The organism is Streptosporangium brasiliense (assembly GCF_030811595.1).
GTDB lineage: Bacteria > Actinomycetota > Actinomycetes > Streptosporangiales > Streptosporangiaceae > Streptosporangium > Streptosporangium brasiliense.
The window spans coordinates 2,590,263-2,614,772 of record NZ_JAUSRB010000002.1 but is presented as its reverse complement, the minus strand read 5'-3'; the positions used below and the strand labels follow the sequence as shown (position 1 = coordinate 2,614,772).

The window sequence follows — 24,510 nt, the reverse complement described above, 5'->3', positions numbered from 1 at the left end:
GTCCCGGACGGGTGGGTGGTCAGGCTCCCGCGGGGACGGAGGCGGACGGCGCGACCAGCGGATGTCATCGGCATTTCGCCATCGCTACAGCCTGCCGCCATCAAGTCCGTAACAGCAATTAATGGTCGACCGATTTGATCCGACTCGCCAATGCCCCATCACCGCTCCGCCCCTCAGGAGAAAACGTGCGACGTCGCCCTCTCGTTCTTTTGGCCACCGCGGCACTCATGCTGGTCGGTACCCCCGCCTTCGCGGCCGGCAAGGCGGCCCCGCCCACCGGCGACCCCGCTCGCGCGACCCTGCTCGCCCGCGCCACGCTGCCCGCCTACACGCCGGCCCCCGGCCCGCCCACCGGCGCCTTCAGCGACCCCAACAACGGCATGACGCCTCCCTACCCCAGCCAGCTGGTGCTCGGGATCTCGTCCATGCTCCCCGACGGCAAGGGCGCGTTCTGGGCCATGCCCGACAACGGTTTCGGGACCAAGGGCAACTCGGTGGACTTCCTGCTCCGGCTTTACCACTTCACGCCACACTGGGAAACGGCCCGCGGCGGAGCCGGGACCATCGACGTGGGCCAGTTCCTCTCACTCCGCGACCCGGATCACAAGATCCCCTTCAAGATCGTCAACGACGGCACCGCGGACCGGCTGCTCACCGGTGGCGACTTCGACGTGGAGGCGGTGACCCGGACCCCCGACGGGTCGATGTGGGTCGGCGACGAGTTCGGGCCGTTCCTCCTGCACTTCGACAGCACCGGCAAGCTGCTGCAGGCCCCGATCGCCCATCCCTCGCTCAAATCCCCGAACAGCCCGACGTCGGCGGACGGCGAGCCCACGACGGTGCAGGGCAGCCGCGGCTTCGAAGCCCTCGCTTCCTCCCCCGACGGACGCTTCCTGTACCCCTCGGTGGAAGGCCGGCTGACCGACGACGCCAACCCGTTCCGGCGCTACATCTACGAGTTCGACACCCAGAAGAACCAATACACCGATCGTTCCTGGCAGTACCGGACGGACGGCGAAGACTACCGCATCGCCGACATGCAGTCCCTCGACGCCAACCGGGCCATCCTGATCGAGCGTGAGGACGACGAGGGGCCCAAGGCCACCTTCAAGCGCGTCTACTTGATCGATCGGCGCAAGATCGACGCGGACGGCTACCTCGTCAAGACCGAGGTCGCCGACCTGCTGAACCTGCGCAACCCTGCCCACATCGGCTCGGACGACCCCGCCGGGGGTTACGGTCTCGGCGACCCCTTCAAGTTCCCCCTGCAGTCCGTGGAGGCCCTGCTCCCTCTGCCGGGCAACAGGATCGCCGTCATGCAGGACAACAACTTCCCGGACAGCGCCGGCCGTGTCCCGGGCAAGACGGACGCCACCGAGATGATCGTGATCGGATTCCCGAAGCGGTAGCACCGAAAGGCGCCGGAAGGGCCTGCCCCCAGAGCCGCTGTGCCCAGGCGACGACCAGCCTCGGAAACATCGAACAATCGGGCAGGGGAAGATGATCCTGCTGCCGGGCTGGGGCGCCTGGGAGCAGGGCATCATCGTCACCCAGTTGGTCACTCAGCAACGCAGAAGGCCGCTTCCGATCTCTCGGAAGCGGCCTCTGGCCTGGGTGGAGATGAGGGGATTCGAACCCCTGGCCCCTTCGATGCGAACGAAGTGCGCTACCGGACTGCGCTACATCCCCAAGACGTGCACTAGGTTAGCAAACTTCCGGAGCCGCTCGCGCCATTCGGAGCCGGAGATCAATCTCCGACCGCGCGGCGGGGGGTCTCGGCGTACTGGTCGAAGATCTCGTCCCGGTGCGCGGCCAGATCGATGATCTCCGCCACCGGCCGCCGGGCCTCCAGCTCAGCGGCCCGCCGGCGGGCGCGCCTGGCACGTTCCGCACGGGCCTGGGCGGCTGCCCTGCGCTGTTCGGCGTCGATCTGGACCGAGACCCGCAGGATGGCCAGATAGGAGCCCAGGAGCACCACGGAGGGCGCCACGGCCCACCAGGGGATCACCTGGACGGCGGCCGTCACCACCGAGGCGAGGACCAGCAGCGTGCACCAGAGGGTCAGCCGCCTGCGCTTGGCCACCCGCAGCGCCCGGCGGCGCCGCTCGGCACGGCGGCGCTCGCCCGGGGCCCGCGCGGGCCGGGGTCCGGTCGCGCCCTCGGGCACGACGCCGGGCTCGGTGTCGGGCCCGGTCTCGGGAGCCTCGGCCTCGGCCGGCTGCTCGTCCTGGGCGTACGGCTCGGCGCCCCCGTCGAGCTCGTCGAAAGTGGATCGGTCCCGGCGCAACCACATGGGAACGAGGACGCACAACCACATAATGACAATGGCCAGGTACAGAAGAGCGCTGCTCACGGCCACCTCCGGGCAGCATGAAAACGCCTGTGGTCTCTTGGCGTCTTCAATGTGCTCACGTCACGCACCGTAAGACCGCGTGTCACTATTTGACGAGTATTCAGTGCGGTGTGTCGCGAGATCTTCAAACCTCTTCATGCGGAGCGCCACCATGGGCTGCCGCTTCCCGTGCTCTCCGCCACCGCACGAGCAGGCCTCTTGGTGCGTCTTCGACCGTGAGCGCGTAACAAATATGGTCACGCCAAGCACCGTCGATGTGCAGATGCCGCCTTCTGATGCCTTCTTCCCTGAAGCCGAGCTTTTCAACCACTCGGCGGCTAGCGTGATTTTCCGGTCTGATATTCGCCTCCACCCGGTGCAGCCCGGTGGTGAAGAAACAGTGGTCGACCGCCATGGCCACGGCGGTGGGGATGATGCCCCGGCCGGCCAGGGCGCCGTCGACCCAGTAGCCGATCTGGGCCGACCTGGCCGAGCCCCAGACGATGGCGCCGACGGTGAGCTGCCCGGCGAAGGCGCCCTCGTAGGTGACGACCCAGGGCAGCGCGAGCCCCTGCCTGGCCTCCCTGCGGAGGGTGCCGGTCATCGCGATGTAGGGGCCGAGCCCCGTCCGGAACAGGGGGGTCTCGGGATTGCTCGGCTCCCAGGGGCGGAGCCAGTTGGCGTTGCGCAGCCGTGACTCCCGCCAGAGACGAACATCACGCAGGCGCAGCGGCCGGAGTCCCACCGGGCCTTCCGTCAGGGTCACCGGCCAGCCACGAAGTCGATCCACGCCCTCCATCATCCCCCCAAGACACGCCGGCGTGCCATGGAGTCCGCCAGGCGGTTCAGCGGGGATGGTCTCCCCCGCGGATCTGGTCCACGGCGTGCTCCAGCACCGGCAGGAGCACGGCCATGCCGTCGCGGACCCCGCCGGAGGAGCCCGGCAGGTTGACGATCAGGCTGCCGCCCGCCTGCCCGGCGAGCCCGCGGGACAGGATCGAGGTGGGCACCCTGTCGCGGTCCGCCTGGCGGATGGCCTCGGCGATGCCGGGGATCTCCCGGTCGAGCACCCGCCCGGTCGCCTCCGGGGTGAGGTCGGCCGGGGTCAGCCCGGTGCCGCCGGTGGTGACGATCACGTCGTAGCCCTCGGCCACCCCGGCCCGCAGCGCCGCCTCGACCGGATCGCCGTCGGGGACCACCTGCGGACCGTCCACCTCGCATCCGGCCCCCGCGAGGAGCTCCGCCAGCAGTTTCCCGGATTTATCCTCGTATATCCCGGCGGCGGCCCGGTTGGAAGCGGTGATCACCAGAGCTCTCATGCCGCCATCCTCCCAGCTCCGGCCACCGGACTCCCAGCCTCGGCCACCGGAGGTCATTCCTGCCGGGTCCACACCCCGGTCTTGCCACCGGTCTTCTCCTCGACCCGGACATCGGTGATCACCGCCGCCGGATCCACCGCCTTGACCATGTCGATCAGCGCGAGCGCGGCGACCGAGACGGCGGTCAGCGCCTCCATCTCGACCCCCGTCCGGTCCGCGGTCCTGACCCGGGCGGTGATCTCCACACCGTCGTCGACCACGGCCAGCTCGACCTTCACACCGTGCAGCGCGATCGGGTGGCAGAGCGGGATCAGGTCGGGGGTCCGTTTGGCGCCCATGATGCCCGCGATCCGCGCGGTGCCGATCGCGTCACCCTTGGGGATGTCGCCCGACCGCAGCAGGGCCACGGCCTCGGCCGACAGCAGCACCCTGCCGGTGGCGCTCGCCGTACGGACGGAGACGTCCTTGGCCGAGACGTCCACCATGCGTGCCGCGCCGGTCTCGTCGATATGTGTGAATCCACTCATACGGACACCATGCCCTGTGATCCGATGTCGGTGCTCATCGCCCCTGTGATCCGGTGCCGGTGCTCATCGCCCCGGCCCGCCCGCCGGCCGTTCAGAGCGGGATGACCTCCACGGTCGCGCCTCCGGGCAGCTCGGTGACCTCCTCCGGGACCACGATCAGAGCGTTGGCCGAGGCCAGGGCGGCGAGCTGGTGCGAGCCCTGCCCCCGCACCGGTGCGACCGACCCGTCGGCCGACAGGACCGCCCGCAGGTACGACCGCCTGCCCTCGGGCGAGCGGAGCGGCGAGGCGGTCACCGCGCGCACGGTCGGCGTCGGCCCGGCGGGCAGACCGCGCATCTTCCGCAGCGCCGGCCGGACGAACAGCATGAACGATACGAAGGACGACACCGGGTTGCCGGGCAGCGCGAAGATCGGGATCTGGTCCTCGCCCACCACGCCGAAGCCCTGGGGCATGCCGGGCTGCATGGCGACGCGGTCGAAGCGGACCGTGCCGAGCGGGGCGAGCGCCTCCTTGACCGGCTCGTAGGCGCCCATCGAGACGCCGCCGCTGGTGATCACGATGTCGGCCCGCAGGAGCTGGGCGTCGAGCTGGTCGAGGAACAGCGCGGCGTCGTCGGCCACGACCCCGGCCCGGTAGGCCTCACCCCCGGCCTCGCGGACGGCGGCGACCAGGGTGTAGCTGTTGGACTCCCAGATCTGGCCGGGGGCCAGGGGCGTGCCGGGCTCGGCCAGCTCGGCGCCCGTGGAGATCACCACGACTCTCGGGCGGGGCCGTGCCAGCACCCGGCGGCGGCCGACCCCGGCCAGTACGCCGAGCTGCGCCGGGCCGATGAGGGTCCCCGCCGGCAGCACGACGTCGCCGGCGCGCACGTCCTCGCCCGCCCGGCGGATCGCGTTCCCCTCCGGCGCCGACCGGCCGATCGTGACCTGTCCGGTGCCGCCGTCGGTCCACTCGACCGGGATCACGGTGTCGGCGCCCTGGGGCACCGGGGCGCCGGTCATGATCCGCGTGACCGTGCCGGGGCCCACGGCGAGCCGCCCGCCGTCGCCCGCGGCGACGTCACCGATCACCGGCAGCGTCACCGGGACCTGTCTGACGTCCTCGGCCCGTACGGCGTAGCCGTCCATGGCCGAGTTGTCGAACGGCGGCAGCGGGACCGGGGAGGTGACCTCCTCGGCCAGGGTGGTGCCCAGCGCGTGCTCCAGCTCCAGCTCCAGCGGGGCCAGCGCCCGCACGGTGAGCAGGATGTCGGCGAGGTGCTCGTCAACCGATCTCATCGGACTCATCGGGACGCCAGGAACTCCTTCAGCCATGGCATGAACTCCGGGGCCAGGTCGGAACGGTCGGCGGCGAACTGCACCACCGTGCGGAGATAGTCGAGCTTGTTGCCGGTGTCGTAGCGGCGGCCGCGGAACAGCACTCCGTGGACCGGTCCACCTTCGTCGCCGCCGCGTCCGGCCAGGGTGCGCAGGGCGTCGGTCAGCTGGATCTCGTTGCCGCGGCCCGGAGGCGTGTTCTCCAGGACCTCGAACACGGCGGGGTCGATGACGTAGCGGCCGATGACGGCCCAGTTGGACGGGGCCTCCTCCGCCGGGGGCTTCTCCACCAGGTCGGTCACCCGCACCACGTCCTGCTCGGAGGTGGGCTCGATGGCGGCGCAGCCGTACAGGGAGACCTGCTCCTTCGGCACCTCCATCAGTGCGACGACGCTGCCGCCGTAGGTGGCGCGGACCTCGATCATGCGCTTGAGGAGCTCGTCGCGGTAGTCGATCAGGTCGTCGCCGAGCAGGCAGGCGAACGGGTGGTCGCCCACGTGCTGCTTGGCGCAGAGCACCGCGTGACCGAGGCCGCGCGGCTCGCCCTGCCGGACGTAGTGGAGGGTCGCCAGGTCGGCGGGCTCGCGCACCTGGGAGAGCCGCTCGTCGTCGCCCTTGGCCTCCAGGGCGTCCTCAAGCTCGATCGCCCGATCGAAGTGGTCCTCGATGGAGCGCTTGTTCTTACCCGTGACCATCAGGACGTCGAGCAGCCCGGCGGAGACCGCCTCTTCGACGACATACTGGATCGCGGGCTTGTCGACGATCGGCAGCATCTCCTTGGGAGTCGCCTTGGTCGCCGGTAGGAAGCGGGTGCCAAGCCCCGCTGCGGGAACAACGGCTTTGGTCACAGGATGGAAGTCGGCCATAACCGAAACCATAGTGGAGGGATCCGTGGACAAGCTGAAGCTGCGTTCGACGATCGAGGCCGCGCGGGCCTCGATCCCCGAGGACGAGCGGCGCGCGGCTTCCGTCCGGACACGGGAGACGCTGCTGGACCAGCCGTGGGTCCAGATGGCCGGGCTCGTCGCGTGCTACTGGTCGATCGGCACGGAACCGGCGACCCACGGGCTCGTCTTCGCGCTGTGGAAACACGGCGCCACCGTGATCCTGCCGGTGCTCCGCGACGACGACGACCTCGACTGGGCGGTCTACGACGGACCCGACACGCTCGCCCCCGGCCGCTTCGGGATCATGGAGCCGGTGGACACCCGGCGGGGCGTCGACGCGATCAGGACGGCCGCCCTGGTCATCGTGCCCGCCCTGGCGGTGGACCGGTCCACCGGCGTACGGCTCGGCCGCGGCGGCGGCTCCTACGACCGGGCGCTGGCCAGGGTCGGCCCGAACGTGCCGACGGTCGCCCTGCTGCACGAGGGCGAGCTGCTGGAAGGCGTCCCCGCCGAACCTCACGACCTGCCGGTCCGCTACGCGGCCCTGCCGAGCGGGATCACCGCCCTCCCGTACGGTGTGCCTGACGACTAGGCCGAATGCGACACAATGGTCCCTGGAGTCAGAGAGGGGGCCAGATGGGATGGGATGTCTGGCTGCTTCTCGGGGCTGGAATCGTCATCTCGGCCATCCTCGCGGTGCGGGTCGCCCACCGGAGCGGGCTGCCGAGCCTCCTCATCTTCCTGGGCTTCGGCCTGATCGTCGGCGAGTCGGGCTTCGGGCTCCAGTTCGAGAACCCTGAGCTCGCCCAGCAGATCGGCCTGGTCGCCCTGGCGATCATCCTGGCCGAAGGTGGTCTGACCACCAACTGGAACCACGTCAAACGTTCCATCCCGACCGCGCTGGTGCTGGCCACCGTCGGGGTCGGGGTGAGCATCGTGGCCGTCGCCGTCCCGGTGCGCCTGCTGCTCGGCATGGACTGGCAGACCTCGCTGCTGCTCGGCGCGATCCTCGCCTCCACCGACGCGGCGGCCGTCTTCTCCGTCCTGCGCCGCCTGCCCCTGCCCCCGCGCCTGGCGGGCGTCCTGGAGGCCGAGTCCGGCTTCAACGACGCGCCCACCGTCATCGCCGTCATGCTGCTGAGCGCCGGCACCTCGCCCAGCCTGGGGAGCGCGCTGCTGCTGGTCGTCTTTGAACTGGCCGTGGGTGCGGTCGTCGGCCTGGCGGTCGGGCCCGTGGGGGTCTACGCGCTGCGCCGCATCGCGCTGCCGGTCTCCGGCCTGTATCCGATCGCGGTGCTCGCGCTGGCGTTCGTCGCCTACGCCGGCGCCGTACTCCTGCACGGCAGCGGCTTCCTGGCGGTCTACCTGGCCGCCCTCGTCATGGGCAACTCCCGGATGCCGCACCGGGCCGCCTCCCGGGGCTTCGCCGAGGGCGTGGCCTGGCTGGCCCAGATCGGCCTGTTCGTCATGCTCGGCATGCTGGCCAGCCCGTCGGAGATGCCGTCGGCGATCGTCCCGGGCCTGGTGGCGGGGCTGTTCCTGGTCGCGGTGGCCAGACCGCTGTCGATCATCGTCTCGGCCCTCCTCGTACGGCTGGCCCGCCTCGGCCGGCTGAACTGGCGGGAACAGGCGTTCCTGTCGTGGGCGGGGCTGCGCGGAGCGGTGCCCATCGTGCTCGCCACCATCCCCTGGGCCGCCCACTCGGTGGCCGAGGGCACCGCCAAGTTCGTGTTCAACGAGGTCTTCGTCATCGTCGTCGTCTACACCCTGCTGCAGGGGCCGACGCTCCCCTTCGTGGCGAAGATGCTCGGGATCTCCACCCCCGACGAGGCCCGCGACCTGGAGGTCGACTCGGCCCCGCTGGAGGAGCTCAACGCCGACCTGCTGCAGATCAAGGTGCCGCCGACCTCGAAGCTGCACGGCGTGGAGATCTTCGAGCTGCGGCTGCCCACCGACGCCCAGGTCACACTGATCGTCAGGGAGGGCCGGACGTTCGTCCCCTCCGACTCCACCCGGATCAGGGTCGACGACCAGCTCCTGGTCGTGACCACCGCCGCCTGCCGGGACCCGGTCGAGCGGCGGATCCGGGCGATCAGCCGCCGGGGCAAACTCGCCGGCTGGTTCGGCGAGCTGGGCACCTGAGCCCGGCGGGCCGGACCTCCGGATCGGACGGGCCGGACCTCCGGATCGGATGGACTGGGGTACCCCGATCCTGCGGGCCGGACCTCCGGATCGGACGGGTCGGGGTACCCCGACCCGGCAGGCCGGGCACCCGATTTTGGAGGGACGAACCCCTGGTCGGCACCTGATCCGAGTGGAATGCGACAGCTCCGACTCGCGTTTAAGCTTGTCGGCTGCGTACCATTAGCAGTCGCGTCTATAGAGTGCCAATCGGCGCGGACCAACGAGGAGGATCGCGTGCCCACCTACCAGTACGCCTGTAGTGCATGCGGCAACGAGTTCGACATCGTCCAGAAGTTCTCCGACGACGCGCTCACCGAGTGCCCGAAGTGCTCGGGCGAGCTCCGGAAGGTGTTCTCCGCGGTCGGCATCGTCTTCAAGGGCTCCGGCTTCTACCGGACCGACAGCCGCTCCTCGTCCACCAGCACGGTGAGCTCCGCGAGCACGAGCTCCTCGTCGGGCTCGTCCGGCTCCTCGGGTTCCTCCGGCTCGTCGACGGAGTCCGCGTCCTCGTCGTCCTCGTCGTCGGCGAAGACCGCCAGCAGCCCGGCGCCCGCGGCCTCCTGAGGCCGCCCCTCCCCGGGGCCGGCCCAGCCGCTCCGGGCGGGCCGAGCGCTCCGACGGACAGGCCGGCCACCGAGCCAGCCGGGCGGCCACTCCTGCGGACAGATCAACGGCCGGACAGGCAGGGCAGCCCGTCTGGAGAGCCCGACACCGTGCCTCTGAAGCCGGTTCAGCCGCTCCGGGAGCCGGGCCGAGCACTCCGACGGACAGGCCCGCCACCGAGCCGGCCGGGCGACCGCTCCTGCGGACAGATCAACGGCCGGACAGGCAGGACAGCCCGTCTGGAGAACCCGACACCGCGCCCCTGAAGCCGGTTCAGCCACTCCTACCGACAGATCAGCGGCCGGACAGGCGGGACAACCCGTCTGGAGAGCCCGACATCGCGCCCCTGAGACCGGTTCAGCCGCTCCCCGGGCGATCGGCCACCGAGTCGAGCAGCTCCTGGGGTTCGGAGGCCCGTCGGGGCCCCAGTCGCGGATCAGCGGTCCGCCCCCTTTACAGGTCTTCGTGACCAGCCGGTCGGCCACCTGCCCGCCGGCCGGGGCCGGCTCCAGGACGCCGTCGCCGGTCCGGCGGACCAGGGCGGGCGCGACGAGCAGCTCCGTGTACGGCATGCCCCCTTCGACCATTGCCCCGCGACCGGCACCCCCACCTCGACCGGCACCCCCGCCCGCTCGGCGAGCTCCGCGCCCGCCTGAGGGCCCCTGGCGCCCAGCCGTGCGAGCAGCCGCGCGGCGCCGCCGGGTGGCAGGTCCGTCCCGGCCGTGTCGCCCAGGCGGCGGGGGCAGTCCCCGCGCCTCTCCGCCTCGGCCGGCCGCCACAGCCCTCGCCCGACCTCCGCGGGCGAGGAGCGCTCGGCGGGCACGGCGCCGGACAGGCCCTCGATCACGCGGAAGGCGGCACCCGAGGCGGTCACCGAGGTCACGAGGCCATTAAGGTCACCGAGGCCACCCAGGCCGCTGAGGCCAATGGCATTCCGTTGAAGTCACCGAGACCGACGACGCTCTACTGAGGTCACCGAGACCAACAGCGTTCCATTGAGGTCGTCAAGACCGACGGCGCTCCGCTGAGGCCATCAGGTCGTCGAGGTCCATTGAGGTCACCGAGACCGGTGGTGTTCCGCACCGCGATCACCAGCGCCTGCGTCACCGGGCCGAGGCCCACTCCCGGAACGAGCGGGGAGACGCTACCGCCGACCAGTGGTTCCCACCGAGAGCGATCAGAACGCTATATTTGACGATCTGGTTATCCACAGGCTCGGCACTTATCCACAGGAAGGGATTCGCCCTCCTCCGGAGCTGTCCATAACGCTAATCTCGGCGCCATGGTCACTCGCGCGGATATCGGAGTCATCGGCGGCTCGGGCTTCTACTCCTTGCTCGACGACGCCACGGAGGTCGAGGTCTCAACCCCCTACGGCCCACCCAGCGACGTCGTCACCGTCGGCAGGATCGGATCGCGCCCGGTCGCCTTCCTGCCCCGCCACGGCCGCGACCACCGCTTCCCGCCCCACCGCATCCCCTACCGCGCCAACCTGTGGGCGCTGCGCTCCCTCGGCGTCCGTCAGGTTCTCGCCCCCAGCGCCGTCGGTTCCCTCCGCCCCGAGCTCGGCCCCGGCACCCTGGTCATCCCCGACCAGCTTGTCGACCGCACCTCCAGCCGCGCGCAGACCTACTACGACACCGGCGGCGTCGTCCACGTCGCCTTCGCCGACCCCTACTGCCCGGCCGGCCGCGCGGTGGCCGCGTCGACCGCCCAGTCCTCCCAATGGGACCTGACCGACAGCGGCACCCTGGTCGTCATCGAGGGCCCCCGCTTCTCCACCCGCGCCGAGTCCCGCTGGTTCACCACCAACGGTTGGACGGTCGTCGGCATGACCGGCTTCCCCGAAGCCGTCCTCGCCCGCGAGCTGGCCCTGTGCTACACCTCGCTGTCACTGGTCACCGACCACGACGCCGGGGTCGAGGCCGGCGAGGGGGTCACCCACGAGGAGGTCCTCGCCTTCTTCGCCACCAACGTCGCCCGCATGCGCACCCTCGTCACCGACGTCGTCACCGCCCTGCCCCAAGACCGCACCTGCCCCTGCAGCACCGTTCTGGACGGTCTCAAACTCCCCTTCGACCTCCCCGAATAGCCACCGCCTCCCGCCCCCTCCTATTCCTCGCCTTCCCCTCCACCGGATATCGGGTCCATTGGATACCGGGTCCCCTCCACCGGATGTCGGGCTCCTCACCCCCACCCCGTCGTCCGGCGGTGGCACCCCGCCGCCCCTCGCCCCGTCGATGGCAGGCCCCGCCCGGCCCGTACAGCGGGCGCCCCGCCGCCACCCCCGCCCCGCCGTACGGCGGGCATCTCGTCACGGGCTCCGCGCCGCCCGGCTCTCCCCGCCTGCTGTCTGCTACCTGTTCCCCCGCAACGGAGCATGGAGCACAGGGGCACAACAGAGTAAACGGAGTAATGGAGCCAGTCATGCGTGCCTTCCGCCGTCTCCTCGGCCGTCGCCACCGCCTCATCGCCGCCGCCGTCGCCGCCCTGGCGATGGCGTGCGCCCTCATCGGACTGCGGCCGGACACCGCGTCGGTGACCGTCCTCGCCGCGGCCAGAGACCTGCCCGGCGGCACGCTGGAGGCCACCGACCTGAAGGCGGTCGCGCTGCGGCCCGACACGGTCCCCGATGGCGTGGTACGGCCCGGCGCCCCGGTCGCCGGGAGGGTCCTGGCCGGCCCCATGCGGCGCGGGGAGCCGCTGACTGACCTCCGCCTGCTCGGCCCCGGGCTGCTGGCCGCCCACGGCCCCGGAACGGTCGCCACACCGGTCCGCGTCGCCGACCCCCAGAGCGCGCGGCTGCTGTCACCCGGCGACGTCGTCGACGTCCTGGCCGCCTCCTCCACCTGGGAGGGCGCCGTCCCCGCCCGGACCGTGGCCGAAGACGTCACCGTCATCACCACCCCGGACGGGGAACCTGACCGGGGAGCGCTCATCGTGCTGGCCACCACCTCGGAACAGGCGGTCCGACTGGCCTCGGCCCAGGCCGGCGGGCACCTGTCGATCACGATCAACCATCGCGGACGATAACCGCCGGCCGCCTCCCCGCTTCCCGCCGGACTTTCCCGCATCCGGACGGGCCTCCCACGCCCCCGGCCGGTCACACCGGCGGCGCGGCCCCCACGACAGCGAGTCCCTACGGCAGAGAGTTCTGCAGCAGCGCATCTACAGCGGAGAGATCTAAAGCAGGGAGCCCAGCTTCGGGTCATACTCCCAGTGCCAGGGCTCGAACGGGCTGATGTAGGCCCACTTCGGGTGGAACCAGCCGAACTTCTTGCCGTTGGCCTCCAGCCAGTTGAACTGGGGCGACCGGAAACGCTCCACGCCCCCGCACAGGTCGACGGCGAGCCCCAGACCGTGGTTGCTACGGCCCGGGACCGCCGCGAAGCCCGGGCGGCGGTAGTAGACCGACTGCTGCTCGGCCAGGTTCCGGTAGCTGTCGGTCACGCACATGGGCCTGCCGAACTGCCGCTTGTACGCCTCGTTGAGGCTGATGAACGCCAGCGCCGCGTCTCCGCGCAGCTCGTTGCCCCGCTGCTGGAGCGGGCACAGGTAGGCCTTGGGGATCAGCCCGTTGGCGAACTCGTTCGCCGACAACGCCTTGGTCGGGGCACAGCCCTCCGCGGGCTGTCCGCCCTTGTCGACCTTCACTCCCAGCTTCACCAGAGCCTGGGTCAGCGATTTCACGATCTTGCTCGAACGGACCCTGAGCGTCTCGATCTCGGCGCCCATCTGCGCCTCCGACAGCAGGGTGCCCGCCCGAAGCTCCTGCGCCTCGGCTGCCAGCCGCTCGCGCTCGACCTGCAGGCGGCTGCTCTCCTGGAGGATCTGATCGCGCTGGGCCACGATCTGGGAGACGGCCGCCATGGCCCGCAAGGTCGACGCATCGGACGCGCCGGACAGGAAACCGGCCACGTCGCTGCCCATGGTCTGGTGCTGGTAGAGCTGCCCGACGATATCCGACAGCGGCTGCCGCACCTGGGCGAAGGCCCTCTCGGCGGCCTGCAGCTCGCGCAGCTTGGCGGTGAGCTCCTTCTGCGAAGCCTGGATCTTGGCCCGCCGCTGCTCCAGGGCCTTCGTCGCGCCCTCCAGATCCTTGGACGCCTTCTCCGCCTCACGGCGCAACTCCGTGAGGTTCACCGGCTCGCGCCGCAGCCCGTCGAGGCTCGCGGACTCACCACGCGCCCCACGGAGACCGACCGACTCACCACGCAGCTCGCTGATGCTCGCGGACTCACCACGCGCACCGCGAAGACCGGCGGACTCGCCACGCGCCCCGGCCAGGCTCACGGACTCGCGGCTCGGCATGGCATGGCTCGTGGATCCGCGGGCGGCGACGGGCTGGACCTCCGCCGACGCCCGCTGCGTGGCAGCGGCCCCCGGCAAGAGGGAAGTCATGGTCGCGACAACGGCGATCAGACCCGCTGATCGACGAGGTGGCACTTTCGACCCCTCCGTTTGCGAACTCGTGACCTGGGTCAGGCACGCACGTTACTACAGCTGGCTGAGTGCCCGGGCCGGGCCCAGCACAGCCGATATGCGTTGAACACCCCATTTAGCAGCCCACTCCCTCAGACCTCTCGCCGCTCTTGCTCCTTACAGACCTCCCACAGCCAGGTATCCCGCCACTCCCCCGGACAGCCGAACCCGCCCTCCGTCCGCGCCGGCTGCGGCGGCGTCCGCCTCACCTGAGGCGGCTCGGACCGCCGGGGCACCACCTTCCGCACGACGTCGGGGACGTCCACCGGAGCGGCGTCCGCCGCCGAGCGCCGCACGTCGGCCACAACCGGGGACGTCCACCCCCCGTACGCCTGGACCGGATCCGGGGAAGGAGAGGGCGAGGGAGGAGGCACCAACCTCGGCTTCAGGATCACATCCCGGCCGGGCGCCACCACCGACGCCACGGCGGGTCCGCCCCCCTGAGCCACCACCCCCCGGGGCCCCACCTTGGCGACGTCCCCCCGGAGGACCCGGTCATATCCGGTGAGCTCGGCCACCAGAAGACCGCCCGCCAGAAGCGCGGGCGCCAGCATCGCCCCACACAGCACCAGCGGCCGCAGCGCGCGATGCCCTCGGATACGCCTCCGTCGCCGTTCGATCACGGAGCGTGACATTAGCCATCCCAAACCCCGGGTCTGTGCCCACTTGCCGCCCTTTTACCGCAGCTCAGCAAAGCGATAACCCGCCATCCACCCCCCACCCACCCTCCGACCGCACACGCACTCGCCATTTTCGCTACTCTTACCTGTAGCCCCTGCCTCCGTAGCTCAGGGGATAGAGCACCGCTCTCCTAAAGCGGGTGTCGCATGTTCGAATCATGCCGGGGGCACTCTCTTGACCAGCGATCATGCCCTTGACCTGGGTATGTCTTTCCGATCGCCATCCAGCTCTGTGCAGTCGTGTGCCGGCGTAGGCAGCCGTATGTCAGCGGCTGTGGGATATGCGTGGGATGGATCTTGGCGCGTTTGCGCAGGTCGTACCTCGTCGGAGCGGACCAGGGCCGGGCGATCCCACAGGGTCGGACTGTGGCCGGGATACAGATCGGCAGCACCGAGCCGGCCCCGCCTAAGATCGGGCATCGTGCAGCGATTGGCGCTCTTCGACCTGGACAACACGCTCATCGACTTGGATGCCGCCTTCCTGCTGTGGGCGGAGGAATTCGCCGAGGAACATCGACTTAGCCGGAAAGCCGTCGACTACCTTGTCAAGCTGGACCGTAACGGCCTGCCTCACCGTGAGCTGTTCTTCGCCAAGGTGCGCGAGCGGTTCAAACTGTCCGCTTCGGCAGTAGACCTGTGGGCCGCTTACCGCCGCCGGATGCCCCACCTTGTCGAGTGCCGTCCCGAGGTCATAGCCGCACTGGCAGAGCTACGCGCGTTCGGATGGCGGGTGGGGATCGTCACCAACGGCACGGCCGACAACCAACTCGGCAAGATCCAGCGGACGGGACTGGCCGATGCCGTCGACGGCTACGCGCTCTCGGGTGTCGAGGGCATCCGCAAGCCCGACGTCGGCCTGTTCGAGATCGCCGCCAGGCGGTGCGGCGCGGACATCGCCGGCGGAGGGTGGATGGTCGGAGATCATCCAATCGCGGACATCGGCGGAGGGCAGGCAGCTGGCTTGCGTACGGTCTGGATCAACCGCGGAACATGGACCGGCCATGAGCATTCCTCGGACCACGTGGTTACCGATGTGGCCTACGCGATGGACATCTTGCACGCCGCCCTTGATTGATCTCTTGGAGATCTATCAGACACCCGAGGCATAGGAGGCTGTCTACATAGCGCAGCCCTGGAGAGATAGCCGACCTCAGTGTGCATAACCATGGGCTTCCGGGAATCCCTTAGAACCACCAAGTCATCCAAGGATGAAATGGTTAGGACAGGTCTGCCAAGCGCAGCACCTCAATCACCCCCCGCAGCTCCTTCTGGATGCCTTTAATAGCCATCTCAACGGCAGGGTTTTCCAGGCCGGAAGCAGTGATCCGGAACTGGTGGAGGGGGTTCCAGTCAGCATCCTTGTGGTTCACCACCGTGCCATCGCTCCGCCGATTGGGGTCGGCCTCGAGTTCGACAAGTCCGAAGCGAGTAAGCAGTCGATGGGCTTCATAGGTTTCCTTGCCAATCCCGTAGTGCAGGACCCTTATATCGCTGGGGATCTTGACCTGGAACGTTTGGGTCATCTCCCGCCAGTGGATGAGCATCATGAGGAACGCTAGCTCGCTGTCCTCCAGCACATGAATCCATCCATTGAGGAACAGAGCAGCCGGGAGGGTGAAATGGTCGTCTCTTCTGGAGGGGATGGTGTACGGCACCGGGTCGGCGTGGGCCTGCAGGCCTGCTTCGTGCAAGAGCTGGAAGTGTTCGTAGGTGTCAACGCGCTTGCCTTGGTTAGGTAGGTGCACGAGCTGAATGTCGTCCTTGGCCAGCGCCTTGAGCGCAGAAACGATGCGGCGCTTCTTTTTGTCCGCGGTGCTCATGGCAACGTTGGTCGGCCCCCCCGTGGTGAGGTTGCTCCGGGGCGCCAGGAGGTCGACCCACCCGTGCCCGGGGGCGTCGTAGCTGATCACGGGGCGGCGATTGCTCGGCCGTTGACCGGGGCGGGCGTGGAGATGCGCCTCGTAGAGAGCTAGGAGATACAGGCGCAGCGAGCTACCCGTAGGCGAGATAAGGCGCGTGGCTGGCGGGCGGTGGATAGGAGCCGGGGCGCGACGGTCGGATGGGTCGATGGGAGGGGCGTCGGCCTGGTAGACGAATCCGCTGCGGATGCGGATTTCTGAGGGCGAGTTGGTCTTGAGGTTGGCCAACGTCCTGGTGGCCCTCTCAATGGTGGGCTCAAGGTTTCGCAACCGAGCGACCCGCGCCTGAAGCTGATTCCGAGTCTTGATATTCAAGATCACAAGTCTTCTCAAAAGATCTTGGAACGTCATGAGCTGAACGTCCTGACCCGCCTAGTACACCTATCTAGGTACCCATATCCATTACTGGACGCCAGGCGGGTCAGCGCGTTCACAAAGTCTACTCGCACAAGTCCCCCGTACGCCGCATCCTGGGAGCAGACGCCGAGGCCCTCAGGGAGTGAGGCCCCCAAGGACCATTCGACTGGCGTCACCAACATCACGAGCGAATGGAGTTTTCGCATGTCCAAGGTAACCCCCCAGACGGGGTCAGGGAAGTCGTCTCCTGAGCGGCTGCCGCTCAGGTGGGCCGTGATCGGCATAGCAGCGGCGGTGGTCGCGGCCGTGGCGTCCCCGGCTGGAGCCCTCGTTGTCATCGGCGCAGGCCTCGGCACCGCCGCAGCACTACATAAGATGATCATGTAAAGCTTGGGCGGCAGTGTGCAAGGGCACGCTGCCGCCCAAAATTCGGGCCTGTCCAGTGAGCTCTTTCCAACCTGGCAGCGCTAGTCAGCGTAGGCACCGGGAGCCGGGTTGAGGTGAGATAAGACTCCCGGTAAGACAGCAGCCGACCAAGATTCGATGCCCCAACCAGGAGCCTCGTTGCTGTCCTGCCCTGCCGTGATTTCGCTGTCTGACCGCACCCTGAGCCGTCCGCCGAGCTGATCCGCACCCGCCGCACCGAACGCCACCGCCGATGGCTGCGCCTGGATCACGCACTCCCGGTGCCGACCCATCTGCGTGGACGGCGGTACCTATGCCTGCCTGGCCGCCGGATTCACCATCGGAACCACCACCGCCTAGCGCTACGTGCGCGAGACGGCCGACCTCCTGGCCGACCTTGCCGAAGACCTGCATGCTGCCGTGCCGAAGGCCTCCCATCCGGCCTACGCCCCCTCAATGACGATCTCATCCCGATCGACCGGCTCCCCGATGAAAGCCCTACCACTCCGGCAAACACCACCATCATGGGGGTGAACGTCCAGCTCCTCGCTGATCCGACCAGCCGGTTGGTGCGGACCTCACCCGCGCTGCCCGGGGCGATACACGATCTGACCGCTGCACGACAGGTCGGACTGATCGACGCGCTCATCCCCATGCCAACCTGCCGGTCTTTCACTTGGTACAGGCTGAATGGGCTGAAGCTTCAAAAGCCTCTGAAATGGAAGCCACGTCGGTAGAGTCCTGACCATGGCCTGCCGGATCGATTTCTACAACGACCCCGCTGCCCCCAAGCCCAACAGCCTCGTCCCGTCAGTGAACATCGTGGTCACCAACGAGGCGGGCGAGATTCTGATGATCCGCCGGTCCGACAACGGCAACTGGGCCGTCCCCGGCGGCGCGATCGACCTCGGCGAGTCCCTGCCCGAGGCCGCGATCCGCGAGACGTTGGAGGAGACCGGGATCAGGTGCGAGATCACCGGCCTTGTCGGGACGTACACCGACCCCAAGCATGTGATCCTCTATGCCAGCAACGGTGAGGCCCGCCAGGAGTTCTCCATCGTGCTCACCGGCCAGGCCGTCGCTGGGGAGCCAACGCCAAGCGACGAGTCCCGGGAAGTGCGTTGGGTGCCGCGGGACGAGGTCTGCTCACTGTCGATGGACCGCTCAATGCGGCTGCGGATCGGCCACTTCCTCGAAGGACCGGGCAAGCCGTACATAGGTTGAGGCCCCGGCTTGCGCCGGGGCCTGGAGGCGAGCATCTATGGGGATCATTCGCCGAGAGCGTTGCCGATCTTCCCGTTCATCCGTTCCTGCTGTCCTTCCATGCACTTGGCGTACACCCGGTGGAGGACCTCCACGCTGTGCCCGGCTCGCTTGGCCACCTCGGTGGCTGGTACGCCCGCGTTGAGCCAGAGGGACAGGGCGGCGTGTCGCAGGTCGTAGGGGCGGGCGGCGAGCGGTGACCTCACCTGCTCATCGGTGAAGACGAGCGCTCGCGCTTCCTGCCAGACGTAGGAGCATGCCGAGCTGGAATAGGAACCTCCCTTGGTCGTCCGGAAGAGCCGGCCGTCGTCCTCGGCGCCGTAGGCGTCGACGTGTGCGCGAAGGATGGCGACCAGAACAGGCGGGATGGGAATCTCCCTGGTCTCCTTCTTCGCTCGGTGCTTGAGGCTGCGCGACTCGTGGGTCTCCCCCGAGTTGGTCCATCGCTTGTTCGCCTGCGGTCGCGCCCTCTCCAGGATGATCTGACCCCATCCCGATTCGGGCAGAGTGCAGTTCTTCAGGCGAAGGTCCGCCGCCTCCTCCGGGCGCAGACCCGCGTAGTAGATGCAGGCGAACAGAGCCTTGAGCCGGACGCCCCGAGTACGGCCGACCTTGGGCACGGCGGCCAGGAGCTGCTTCGCCTGAGTCGGGTTGATCACCGTACGGGGGTCGACGACGGTGACGGCCTTGGGCGGCTTCCACTTGATCTCGTGCAATGGGTTGGTCGCGAACACCTTCTGTTCCACCGCCAGCTCCAGGAGGTGATGAAGGATCGCTCGCTTCCGCCGTACGGTGTTGGCTGCGGCTTCCTTGCCGTCGAAGGTGACCGAGATGGCATCGAGTGCGATCCGGGCGACGCGTGCCTCTTGGAGATCCGCCAGCGGAAGGGACGCCTTCTCCAGCCAGCGCAGCGCCACGGTCTGCGTGCGGGTCAGCGTCCCCCGCCGGCCTTCCGGGAGCAGCACGTGGTTACGTAACACCTGTCGCAGCTCGTCGTCCTCCGGCCGATCTGGAATGTCGGCCACCAACACCGGGATCAACGACAGCAGCGCGTACGCCTCGGTCTCCCGCGTCCGCGGAGCTGTCCTCCGCCACCGGCCGACCACATACGACTGCGCGAAATGCATGAAAGACGGTCCCGAAGGCTCAGAGTCCGCCGCCAGCATCGAGACCGGCAACCCGGTGGCGACGTCGAACGCCTCTCCCTTCCTCGCTGCCTGGCGGAGGTCGGACAGGAAGTTCTCGGCCAGCGCCTTGGTCCGAAAGGTCTTTGACCGTGACTTGGTGCCGGCCTTCCACCGAGCTTCGAAGGATGGCGTCTTGCTCGACTGGTTCCGGCGGACTTCCCAGATGCGTACTTCGTAGGTGACTGTCACGACGCCTCCCTCAGCGAGTCGAGCCACGCTTCGAGGTCGCTACGCCGGACACGCAGCTCGTCATTGGGGTACTGGATGCAGACGGGCGCTTTGCCGAGCTCTCGCCACCGATAGAAGGTGCGGCGAGAGACTCCGTTCAGCTCGGTGAGCACTTCAGGCAGGGTGAGGAGCTTGTCATCATGCCGAGGCATCAGGCACCTCCCCCAAGCGCCGGAAGCGACGGCAGAGATCTCCCGGTCAACGCGGCTGAGAGAAGCGCGTCACCGGCCGACAGACCCTTTCCGGCGTACTCCCAGTGAGAGATCACGAGGACGGTGTCCTCGTCGAAGAGCGGAAGCCGCCCGGTGCTGACCGCTTCACCGCGCATGTACTCGGCGCGTTCCTGGCGGATGTCGCCGAGGGTGGTGGAGTAGCGGCGGCTCTTGGTGGAGAAGTGGCCGCGGAAGCCGAGCATGTGGGCCCATTTGATGAGCCGGAGGTCGGTCAGTTCGTCGAGGGCGCCCAGGCGCATGCACTCGGCGATGAGTCGCCGGGGGTGGTCGCGGAGGTCGAAGGCGGTCAGGTCGTCGAGGGGGTTGATGCGCCGGTCCAGGGTGCCGACGCATTCGGCGGCCTTGGTGGCGTACTTGGCGATGTAGGCGGCGACCGCCTGTTCGGTGAGGTCTCCGTTCATGGTGATCTCGCGGGTGTCGAGCTGGGCGCCCCAGCGCAGGCCCCGAGCTGGTTGGCTGGCCGCCGCAGGGGTGGTGACCGCGACGGCCGAGGCGGCGTGCCGTACGGCGTCGGCCAGGAGGTCGGCCGTCGCCCAGGCCGGGGGCGGTGTGGCGGGTCCGTCCGGGCCGTCGAGGCGGATCACGGCGTGGAAGTGGACGACGCCGCGGCGCTGGTATTCGGCGACCTTGGCGAAGGAGATCGTGACCTGGTCGCGGAGCTCCCGCAGGGTCAGGCCCCCGATTTTGGCGACGTGTCGGCGAAGCGCCAGGGTGAAGCGCCGCCACAGTTCCGGGGACATGGCGTTGAACAGCACGCTTCCCGCGTAGTCGTAGCACTCTGGGCAGAGTGGCTCGCCGAGGCAGGAGTCATCGGCGCCGTGCCGGGCCGTACAGGACATGATCTGACCGTGCGGGCATGTGGCGGCGTCGCGCCGGGCGTGACACGGCAGGACCGTGCCGTTCTTCTCTCGCCGGGTGTGGACGGTCCCGAAGGACGGGGCGGTGAGGGTGACGAACAGGCACGGGTGGGCGGTGACCGAGTCCGGGACGCCCTTGCCGCCCACCAGGCCGGCGCGGATGAGTTGGTAAGTGTCGGCCCGGTAGGTCTCGGCGCAGGACGGGCAGCGGGAGGCGCGGCGGGTCTTGCACGGGACGCGCAGGATGCCGTCCGGTTCGCATGCGGTGGTGTAGGAGTGCAGGCGCTGGCCGGTGGCGGGGTCGACGTGGTGGACGTGGCCGCGCAGGTGGATGGGCTGTCGGCAGCCGCCGGTCCGGCGGATCTGGGAGGCCCAGCGGGCGTATTGGGGGTCGTGGAGCCGGGTGATGAGTCCAGCTACCGCGTGGGTGCTTGGCATGATGGGTGCGTCCCTTCCGGGCTTTCGAGGTTCGGTGCGGGATGGCCCCCGACGTGGCGGACGTCTTGGCGGATGTGTGGTCACGCCGGGGGCGCCGAGGCTCAGCAGAAGCCGAGGCCCTCGCAGTGCTGGCAGGTCTGGCCGTGGCTGTCGACGCCGGTCCCGCCGCAGTGGCAGCACAGCCAGCGCTTGGGCGTGATGTCGACGGACGGGGCGTCGTGGTCGTCGGTCATGTGATCCATCTCCCGGTGTCGCGCTTGGGGGCAGTGTTGATGAACACGCGCCAGGTATGGGGCCGTTCGTGGAGCGGCATGATCGGCGATATCTGGCCGATGGGGAGGATCGTGCGGATCTTGTTGGCGGCGTAGGCGAGTTCGGCGTAGGTGCCGTCGATGCGGATGCGCATGGGGGTTCTCCCTTGGTCAGGCGGCGGGGGTGAGGGGGGCGGGGTCGATGCAGCCCGCATACGAGGTCTCGGCCTTGTGGCGAGCGCGAGCGGCGGCGAAGATGCCCACGGCCGTGTACTCGACCGGCCCGAAGGCCAGGTAGGTCCGGTAGTGGCCGTGGTCCAGGTCGCTGGTGTCGACCTCGGTGTCGAGGAGCGTGGCGATGGCGTCGATCTCGGCGCGGATGTCGGTGTCGGTTCCTCGGGCGTAGTAGGAGAGCCCGGTAAGCGAGGGGATGGGGACCTCGGGGCTGGCCTCCAGGAAGGCGGCCAGGTCGCGCAGGCCGTTGATGAGGGCGGCGCGGGGGACGGTGGTCATGGTGGTTCTCCTTTGCAGTCAGGCGGGGTCGGGGTTGTCGCGCAGGGTGCGCAGCAGGTCGGAGGCGAGTTGGCTGGACACCCCGAGGCGGGCGCGAAGGGTGTCGCGGGTGATGGGTCTGCCGTGCCGGTTGTGGTGTTCGTCGGCGACCCGGCGGGCGTAGTCGAGGAGCGCGTCCGTCGTTCCGGTGTCGTTCTGGCCGTTCTCGGCGCCGTTCTGGTCGGGTACGGCGGGGACGGGGAGCGGGACGGGCGTCGCGGGTTCGGCCAGGGGTTCCGGTACGGCGTCCGGGACGGGGACGAGATCCGGGGACGGTTCAGGACGGGGTTCGGAGGCCCGCCGTTCGAGCATGGAGACCGCGATCAGGAACGCGCCGGCCGGAGTCGCGGCGGTGATCCAGCCCCAGGCGGAGGGTTCGGCCTGGGCGAGGTTGGCGGCCAGGGACAGGGTGATCCCGCCGACCAGGACGAGGGTGGGCCAGGAGATCCAGCCGTCCCGCTGGCGTCCGTTCTTCCTGTCGCGCTGCCGTTCCCGGGCGGCCATGACGCAGGTGAGGTCGACGCAGACGGCCACGGCCCAGGCCATCCATCCGCTCTGCCCATGTTCGGTGGCGGTGTCGCGGATGTGGGTGAAGCTGCCCGCCCCGGCGATGAGCGCGAGGACGAGGACCGGTGCGGAGTCGGCCAGCCGTACGGCCAGGCGGGGCGCGGTCGTGGTCATGGTCGGGTCTCCTTCCGGATCTCAGGCGGCGAGTTCGGGGGTGTCGGAGCCGGGCAGTTCGTGGCCGAGGCCGGAGGCGGCGACCTGGTTCCAGGAGGGGGTGACGTCGGCGTAGGTGTCGGCGGCTTGTTCGGCGGCGGTGGTGGAGACGTAGCCGGACCGGGCGCGATACCACCGGCCGTCAGAGCCGGTGATCACGGCGACACCGGGTAGTTCTGGGGCGATGGATCGGGCGGCGACCAGGGCGTCGGGGTCGAGGTCGCCGAGGGTCATCACCGCGGTTTCGGGGTCGTTGACCCGGTGGCAGACGCGTCCGCCGATCTGGGCGCGTAGCGCGGTGACGCCGGGGCCGAGGTCGGAGCCGATCCGCTGGCCGGACAGGATCAGGTGGATTCCGAAGGCGCGGCCGAGCTGGGCGATGCGCAGCAGGGCGGTAGCCGTCCGGGTGACCTGATCCTTTTCGGCCTTGTCGGCGGTAAGGAACAGCTCGGCCAGCTCGTCGACCAGGACCACGACCGGGATGGGTCGGGCGGCGTCGGGAAGCTGCCAGATGTCGCGCACCCCGTAGCGGCGGCAGGCCAGCATCCGGGCGCCCATGACGGCGATCAGGTCGGACAGCAGGTCGAGGCACTCGGCGCGGGTCGTGGCCAGCGCGGTGAGCCGGGCGGCATAGGCCGACAACTCCACCCCGCCCTTGAGATCGAAGCCGACCAGGGCGACCGGTTGCGGGGCCAGGCCGACGATGAGCGCGTTGATCAGGTTGGACTTGCCGGACTGGGTGGCGCCGGCGTTCATCCAGTGCGGGATGAGCCGCAGGTCCATCCGCCAGGCCGCGCCGGTCTCCAGTACCCCGACGACCGGCCGCAGCAGGTCTTCCGCGCGCCAGCCGTCGTGCGGTTCAGCCGGGGGTACGGCGGGTGCGACGTGGGCCAACGGGTCGCGGGTGATCCCCTGGAGGGTGACGCGGCCGGGTCGGGAGCCGACCACCCGGACCGCCTCGATCCGCCAGGCGTGCGCAAGCCGTTCGCAGACCTTGGCGTAGTCGTCGGGCACCTGTCCGTCGAGCAGGTGGAAGGTGATGCGGAAGCCGTCCCGGATCGGCCGGGGCAGGCTCATCCAGGGCTTGGTGTCGACCGCGACCCGCTGGAAGCGCCGCTTGACCCGCACGACACCGGTGGAGGCGACCAGGCCGGGGACGGTGGTGAACCACCAGCGGTGCCGCTTCTTGGTCAGCCCGCAGCCGGAGGCCACGTGCCGCCAGGTCCAGCGCAGCCACAGGGCCTTGCGCGGGAAGACCAGCAGGTACCAGTAGGAGACCGGGGCCCAGCGCCGCCAGACGATCAGGGCGACCAGGACGGCGAGGAGCTTGAGTAAGGGGTGGCCGAGGTCGATCACAGGTCCGCCCCCGTTTCGGTGAAACCGGCGGGGACGAAGGACTGCGCCCGGTAGGAGATGCCCCAGCGGCCGCCCTGCTCCCAGACGTAGCCAACCAGGCCGACCGGGACGACTTCCTCACCGGCGGTGATCTGCGGTTCCGGCGTGATGCTGACCTTGACCAGTTCCATGCGGTTGAACTCGTCTTCGAACAGGAGGGTGAGCTCGTACATGACGTTGCCGTCCTTGTCGCGTTTGATCTCGCCGGTGTCCTTGTTGACCAGGCGGGGCTTGGCGGGCTTGACGCAGGTGACCTGGAGCTTGGTGACGTCGACGGGGATGGGGATGGTGCGCATGATCGTTTCCTTTGCTCGGTTGAATCCTTAGAACACATAGAACGCTTAGAATTCTAAGTTGTCAATGAGTGCCTCGC

General features: G+C 69.2%; 26 protein-coding genes, 2 tRNA genes and 2 pseudogenes. 10 read left to right on the top strand and 20 right to left on the bottom strand.

Features of this window, described 5'->3' with window-relative positions:
* Window positions 1-227: 227 nt before the first annotated feature.
* Window positions 228-1,409, top strand: coding sequence for an esterase-like activity of phytase family protein (locus J2S55_RS20805; RefSeq protein WP_306863555.1), 1,182 nt, complete (start codon window positions 228-230; stop codon window positions 1,407-1,409).
* 206 nt (window positions 1,410-1,615) lie between these two features.
* On the opposite strand, the gene J2S55_RS20800 is transcribed toward J2S55_RS20805, so the two are convergent.
* From J2S55_RS20800 to galU, 7 genes are all read right to left on the bottom strand, one after another.
* A tRNA-Ala gene (locus J2S55_RS20800) sits at window positions 1,616-1,689 on the bottom strand.
* A gap of 58 nt (window positions 1,690-1,747) precedes the next feature.
* Window positions 1,748-2,353 carry a divisome protein SepX/GlpR gene (sepX, locus tag J2S55_RS20795; RefSeq protein ID WP_442480489.1) on the bottom strand — a complete coding sequence of 202 codons (606 nt, stop codon included), beginning with the start codon at window positions 2,351-2,353 and terminating at the stop codon, window positions 1,748-1,750.
* A 124-nt stretch (window positions 2,354-2,477) separates the two neighbouring features.
* Window positions 2,478-3,131 (bottom strand): GNAT family N-acetyltransferase, encoded by a 654-nt coding sequence (locus J2S55_RS20790; protein ID WP_306875504.1) that lies wholly within the window; start codon window positions 3,129-3,131, stop codon window positions 2,478-2,480.
* A gap of 46 nt (window positions 3,132-3,177) precedes the next feature.
* A complete protein-coding gene (locus J2S55_RS20785) occupies window positions 3,178-3,651 on the bottom strand; it encodes a MogA/MoaB family molybdenum cofactor biosynthesis protein (protein WP_306863551.1) in 474 nt (157 codons plus the stop codon).
* A gap of 53 nt (window positions 3,652-3,704) precedes the next feature.
* Window positions 3,705-4,178 (bottom strand): cyclic pyranopterin monophosphate synthase MoaC, encoded by a 474-nt coding sequence (moaC, locus tag J2S55_RS20780; protein WP_306863548.1) that lies wholly within the window; start codon window positions 4,176-4,178, stop codon window positions 3,705-3,707.
* 91 nt (window positions 4,179-4,269) lie between these two features.
* Window positions 4,270-5,457 carry a molybdotransferase-like divisome protein Glp gene (glp, locus tag J2S55_RS20775; protein ID WP_306863546.1) on the bottom strand — a complete coding sequence of 396 codons (1,188 nt, stop codon included), beginning with the start codon at window positions 5,455-5,457 and terminating at the stop codon, window positions 4,270-4,272.
* Between the two features lie 5 nt (window positions 5,458-5,462).
* Window positions 5,463-6,362, bottom strand: a complete 900-nt coding sequence (gene galU, locus J2S55_RS20770; protein ID WP_306863544.1) for a UTP--glucose-1-phosphate uridylyltransferase GalU — start codon at window positions 6,360-6,362, stop codon at window positions 5,463-5,465.
* A gap of 25 nt (window positions 6,363-6,387) precedes the next feature.
* On the opposite strand from galU, the gene J2S55_RS20765 reads away from it, so the two are divergent.
* The 3 genes and pseudogenes from J2S55_RS20765 to J2S55_RS20755 form a co-directional block, all read left to right on the top strand.
* Window positions 6,388-6,975, top strand: a complete 588-nt coding sequence (locus tag J2S55_RS20765; RefSeq protein ID WP_306863542.1) for a 5-formyltetrahydrofolate cyclo-ligase — start codon at window positions 6,388-6,390, stop codon at window positions 6,973-6,975.
* Window positions 6,976-7,019: 44 nt separating this feature from the next.
* Window positions 7,020-8,525 carry a potassium/proton antiporter gene (locus tag J2S55_RS20760; RefSeq protein ID WP_306863540.1) on the top strand — a complete coding sequence of 502 codons (1,506 nt, stop codon included), beginning with the start codon at window positions 7,020-7,022 and terminating at the stop codon, window positions 8,523-8,525.
* A 177-nt stretch (window positions 8,526-8,702) separates the two neighbouring features.
* A pseudogene (locus tag J2S55_RS20755) lies at window positions 8,703-8,894 on the top strand (FmdB family zinc ribbon protein); the annotation flags it as partial.
* A gap of 62 nt (window positions 8,895-8,956) precedes the next feature.
* Here the strand turns inward: J2S55_RS20755 and J2S55_RS20750 are convergent.
* Both J2S55_RS20750 and J2S55_RS20745 read right to left on the bottom strand, forming a co-directional pair.
* Window positions 8,957-9,238 carry a hypothetical protein gene (locus J2S55_RS20750; protein WP_306875918.1) on the bottom strand — a complete coding sequence of 94 codons (282 nt, stop codon included), beginning with the start codon at window positions 9,236-9,238 and terminating at the stop codon, window positions 8,957-8,959.
* 368 nt (window positions 9,239-9,606) lie between these two features.
* Entirely contained in the window at window positions 9,607-10,053 is a 447-nt protein-coding gene (locus J2S55_RS20745; RefSeq protein ID WP_306863538.1) for a hypothetical protein, read from the bottom strand.
* Window positions 10,054-10,452: 399 nt separating this feature from the next.
* Between J2S55_RS20745 and J2S55_RS20740 the strand changes: the two genes are divergently transcribed.
* Entirely contained in the window at window positions 10,453-11,262 is an 810-nt protein-coding gene (locus tag J2S55_RS20740) for an S-methyl-5'-thioadenosine phosphorylase (protein WP_306863536.1), read from the top strand.
* Window positions 11,263-11,597: 335 nt separating this feature from the next.
* Window positions 11,598-12,203, top strand: a complete 606-nt coding sequence (locus J2S55_RS20735; protein ID WP_306863533.1) for an RcpC/CpaB family pilus assembly protein — start codon at window positions 11,598-11,600, stop codon at window positions 12,201-12,203.
* A 150-nt stretch (window positions 12,204-12,353) separates the two neighbouring features.
* Here J2S55_RS20735 and J2S55_RS20730 read toward each other — a convergent pair whose 3' ends face one another.
* Window positions 12,354-13,571 carry a M15 family metallopeptidase gene (locus J2S55_RS20730; RefSeq protein ID WP_306863531.1) on the bottom strand — a complete coding sequence of 406 codons (1,218 nt, stop codon included), beginning with the start codon at window positions 13,569-13,571 and terminating at the stop codon, window positions 12,354-12,356.
* A gap of 858 nt (window positions 13,572-14,429) precedes the next feature.
* On the opposite strand from J2S55_RS20730, the gene J2S55_RS20725 reads away from it, so the two are divergent.
* Together J2S55_RS20725 and J2S55_RS20720 are read left to right on the top strand one after the other, a co-directional pair.
* A tRNA-Arg gene (locus tag J2S55_RS20725) sits at window positions 14,430-14,502 on the top strand.
* Window positions 14,503-14,753: 251 nt separating this feature from the next.
* On the top strand, window positions 14,754-15,407 hold the full coding sequence (locus tag J2S55_RS20720) for an HAD family hydrolase (RefSeq protein ID WP_306863529.1): 654 nt from the start codon (window positions 14,754-14,756) through the stop codon (window positions 15,405-15,407).
* Window positions 15,408-15,549: 142 nt separating this feature from the next.
* On the opposite strand, the gene J2S55_RS20715 is transcribed toward J2S55_RS20720, so the two are convergent.
* Window positions 15,550-16,602 (bottom strand): hypothetical protein, encoded by a 1,053-nt coding sequence (locus J2S55_RS20715; RefSeq protein ID WP_306863526.1) that lies wholly within the window; start codon window positions 16,600-16,602, stop codon window positions 15,550-15,552.
* A gap of 570 nt (window positions 16,603-17,172) precedes the next feature.
* Between J2S55_RS20715 and J2S55_RS20710 the strand changes: the two are divergent.
* Window positions 17,173-17,660: pseudogene (locus J2S55_RS20710) on the top strand (transposase family protein); the annotation flags it as partial.
* A 100-nt stretch (window positions 17,661-17,760) separates the two neighbouring features.
* A complete protein-coding gene (locus J2S55_RS20705) occupies window positions 17,761-18,237 on the top strand; it encodes an NUDIX hydrolase (RefSeq protein WP_306863523.1) in 477 nt (158 codons plus the stop codon).
* Between the two features lie 44 nt (window positions 18,238-18,281).
* Here J2S55_RS20705 and J2S55_RS20700 read toward each other — a convergent pair whose 3' ends face one another.
* From J2S55_RS20700 to J2S55_RS20660, 9 genes are all read right to left on the bottom strand, one after another.
* Window positions 18,282-19,652: a tyrosine-type recombinase/integrase gene (locus tag J2S55_RS20700; RefSeq protein WP_306863520.1), complete on the bottom strand. Its 1,371-nt coding sequence runs from the start codon at window positions 19,650-19,652 to the stop codon at window positions 18,282-18,284.
* Window positions 19,649-19,843, bottom strand: coding sequence for a helix-turn-helix transcriptional regulator (locus J2S55_RS20695; RefSeq protein ID WP_306863517.1), 195 nt, complete (start codon window positions 19,841-19,843; stop codon window positions 19,649-19,651). Before J2S55_RS20695 ends, J2S55_RS20700 begins: the two co-directional genes overlap by 4 nt.
* A complete protein-coding gene (locus J2S55_RS20690; RefSeq protein ID WP_306863515.1) occupies window positions 19,843-21,219 on the bottom strand; it encodes a replication initiator in 1,377 nt (458 codons plus the stop codon). The genes J2S55_RS20695 and J2S55_RS20690 overlap by 1 nt, the downstream gene beginning before the upstream one ends.
* A gap of 101 nt (window positions 21,220-21,320) precedes the next feature.
* Window positions 21,321-21,452, bottom strand: coding sequence for a hypothetical protein (locus J2S55_RS20685; RefSeq protein WP_306863509.1), 132 nt, complete (start codon window positions 21,450-21,452; stop codon window positions 21,321-21,323).
* Complete coding sequence (locus tag J2S55_RS20680) at window positions 21,449-21,625, bottom strand: hypothetical protein (protein ID WP_306863506.1); 177 nt, start codon at window positions 21,623-21,625, stop codon at window positions 21,449-21,451. Before J2S55_RS20680 ends, J2S55_RS20685 begins: the two co-directional genes overlap by 4 nt.
* A gap of 16 nt (window positions 21,626-21,641) precedes the next feature.
* The gene (locus tag J2S55_RS20675; RefSeq protein ID WP_306863503.1) at window positions 21,642-21,983 is read right to left on the bottom strand and encodes a hypothetical protein; all 342 of its coding nucleotides are present in this window, start codon (window positions 21,981-21,983) and stop codon (window positions 21,642-21,644) included.
* An 18-nt stretch (window positions 21,984-22,001) separates the two neighbouring features.
* A complete protein-coding gene (locus J2S55_RS20670; protein WP_306863500.1) occupies window positions 22,002-22,703 on the bottom strand; it encodes a DUF2637 domain-containing protein in 702 nt (233 codons plus the stop codon).
* A 21-nt stretch (window positions 22,704-22,724) separates the two neighbouring features.
* A complete protein-coding gene (locus J2S55_RS20665) occupies window positions 22,725-24,098 on the bottom strand; it encodes an FtsK/SpoIIIE domain-containing protein (RefSeq protein ID WP_306863499.1) in 1,374 nt (457 codons plus the stop codon).
* On the bottom strand, window positions 24,095-24,433 hold the full coding sequence (locus J2S55_RS20660; RefSeq protein WP_306863496.1) for an SCO3933 family regulatory protein: 339 nt from the start codon (window positions 24,431-24,433) through the stop codon (window positions 24,095-24,097). Before J2S55_RS20660 ends, J2S55_RS20665 begins: the two co-directional genes overlap by 4 nt.
* Window positions 24,434-24,510: the final 77 nt, after the last annotated feature.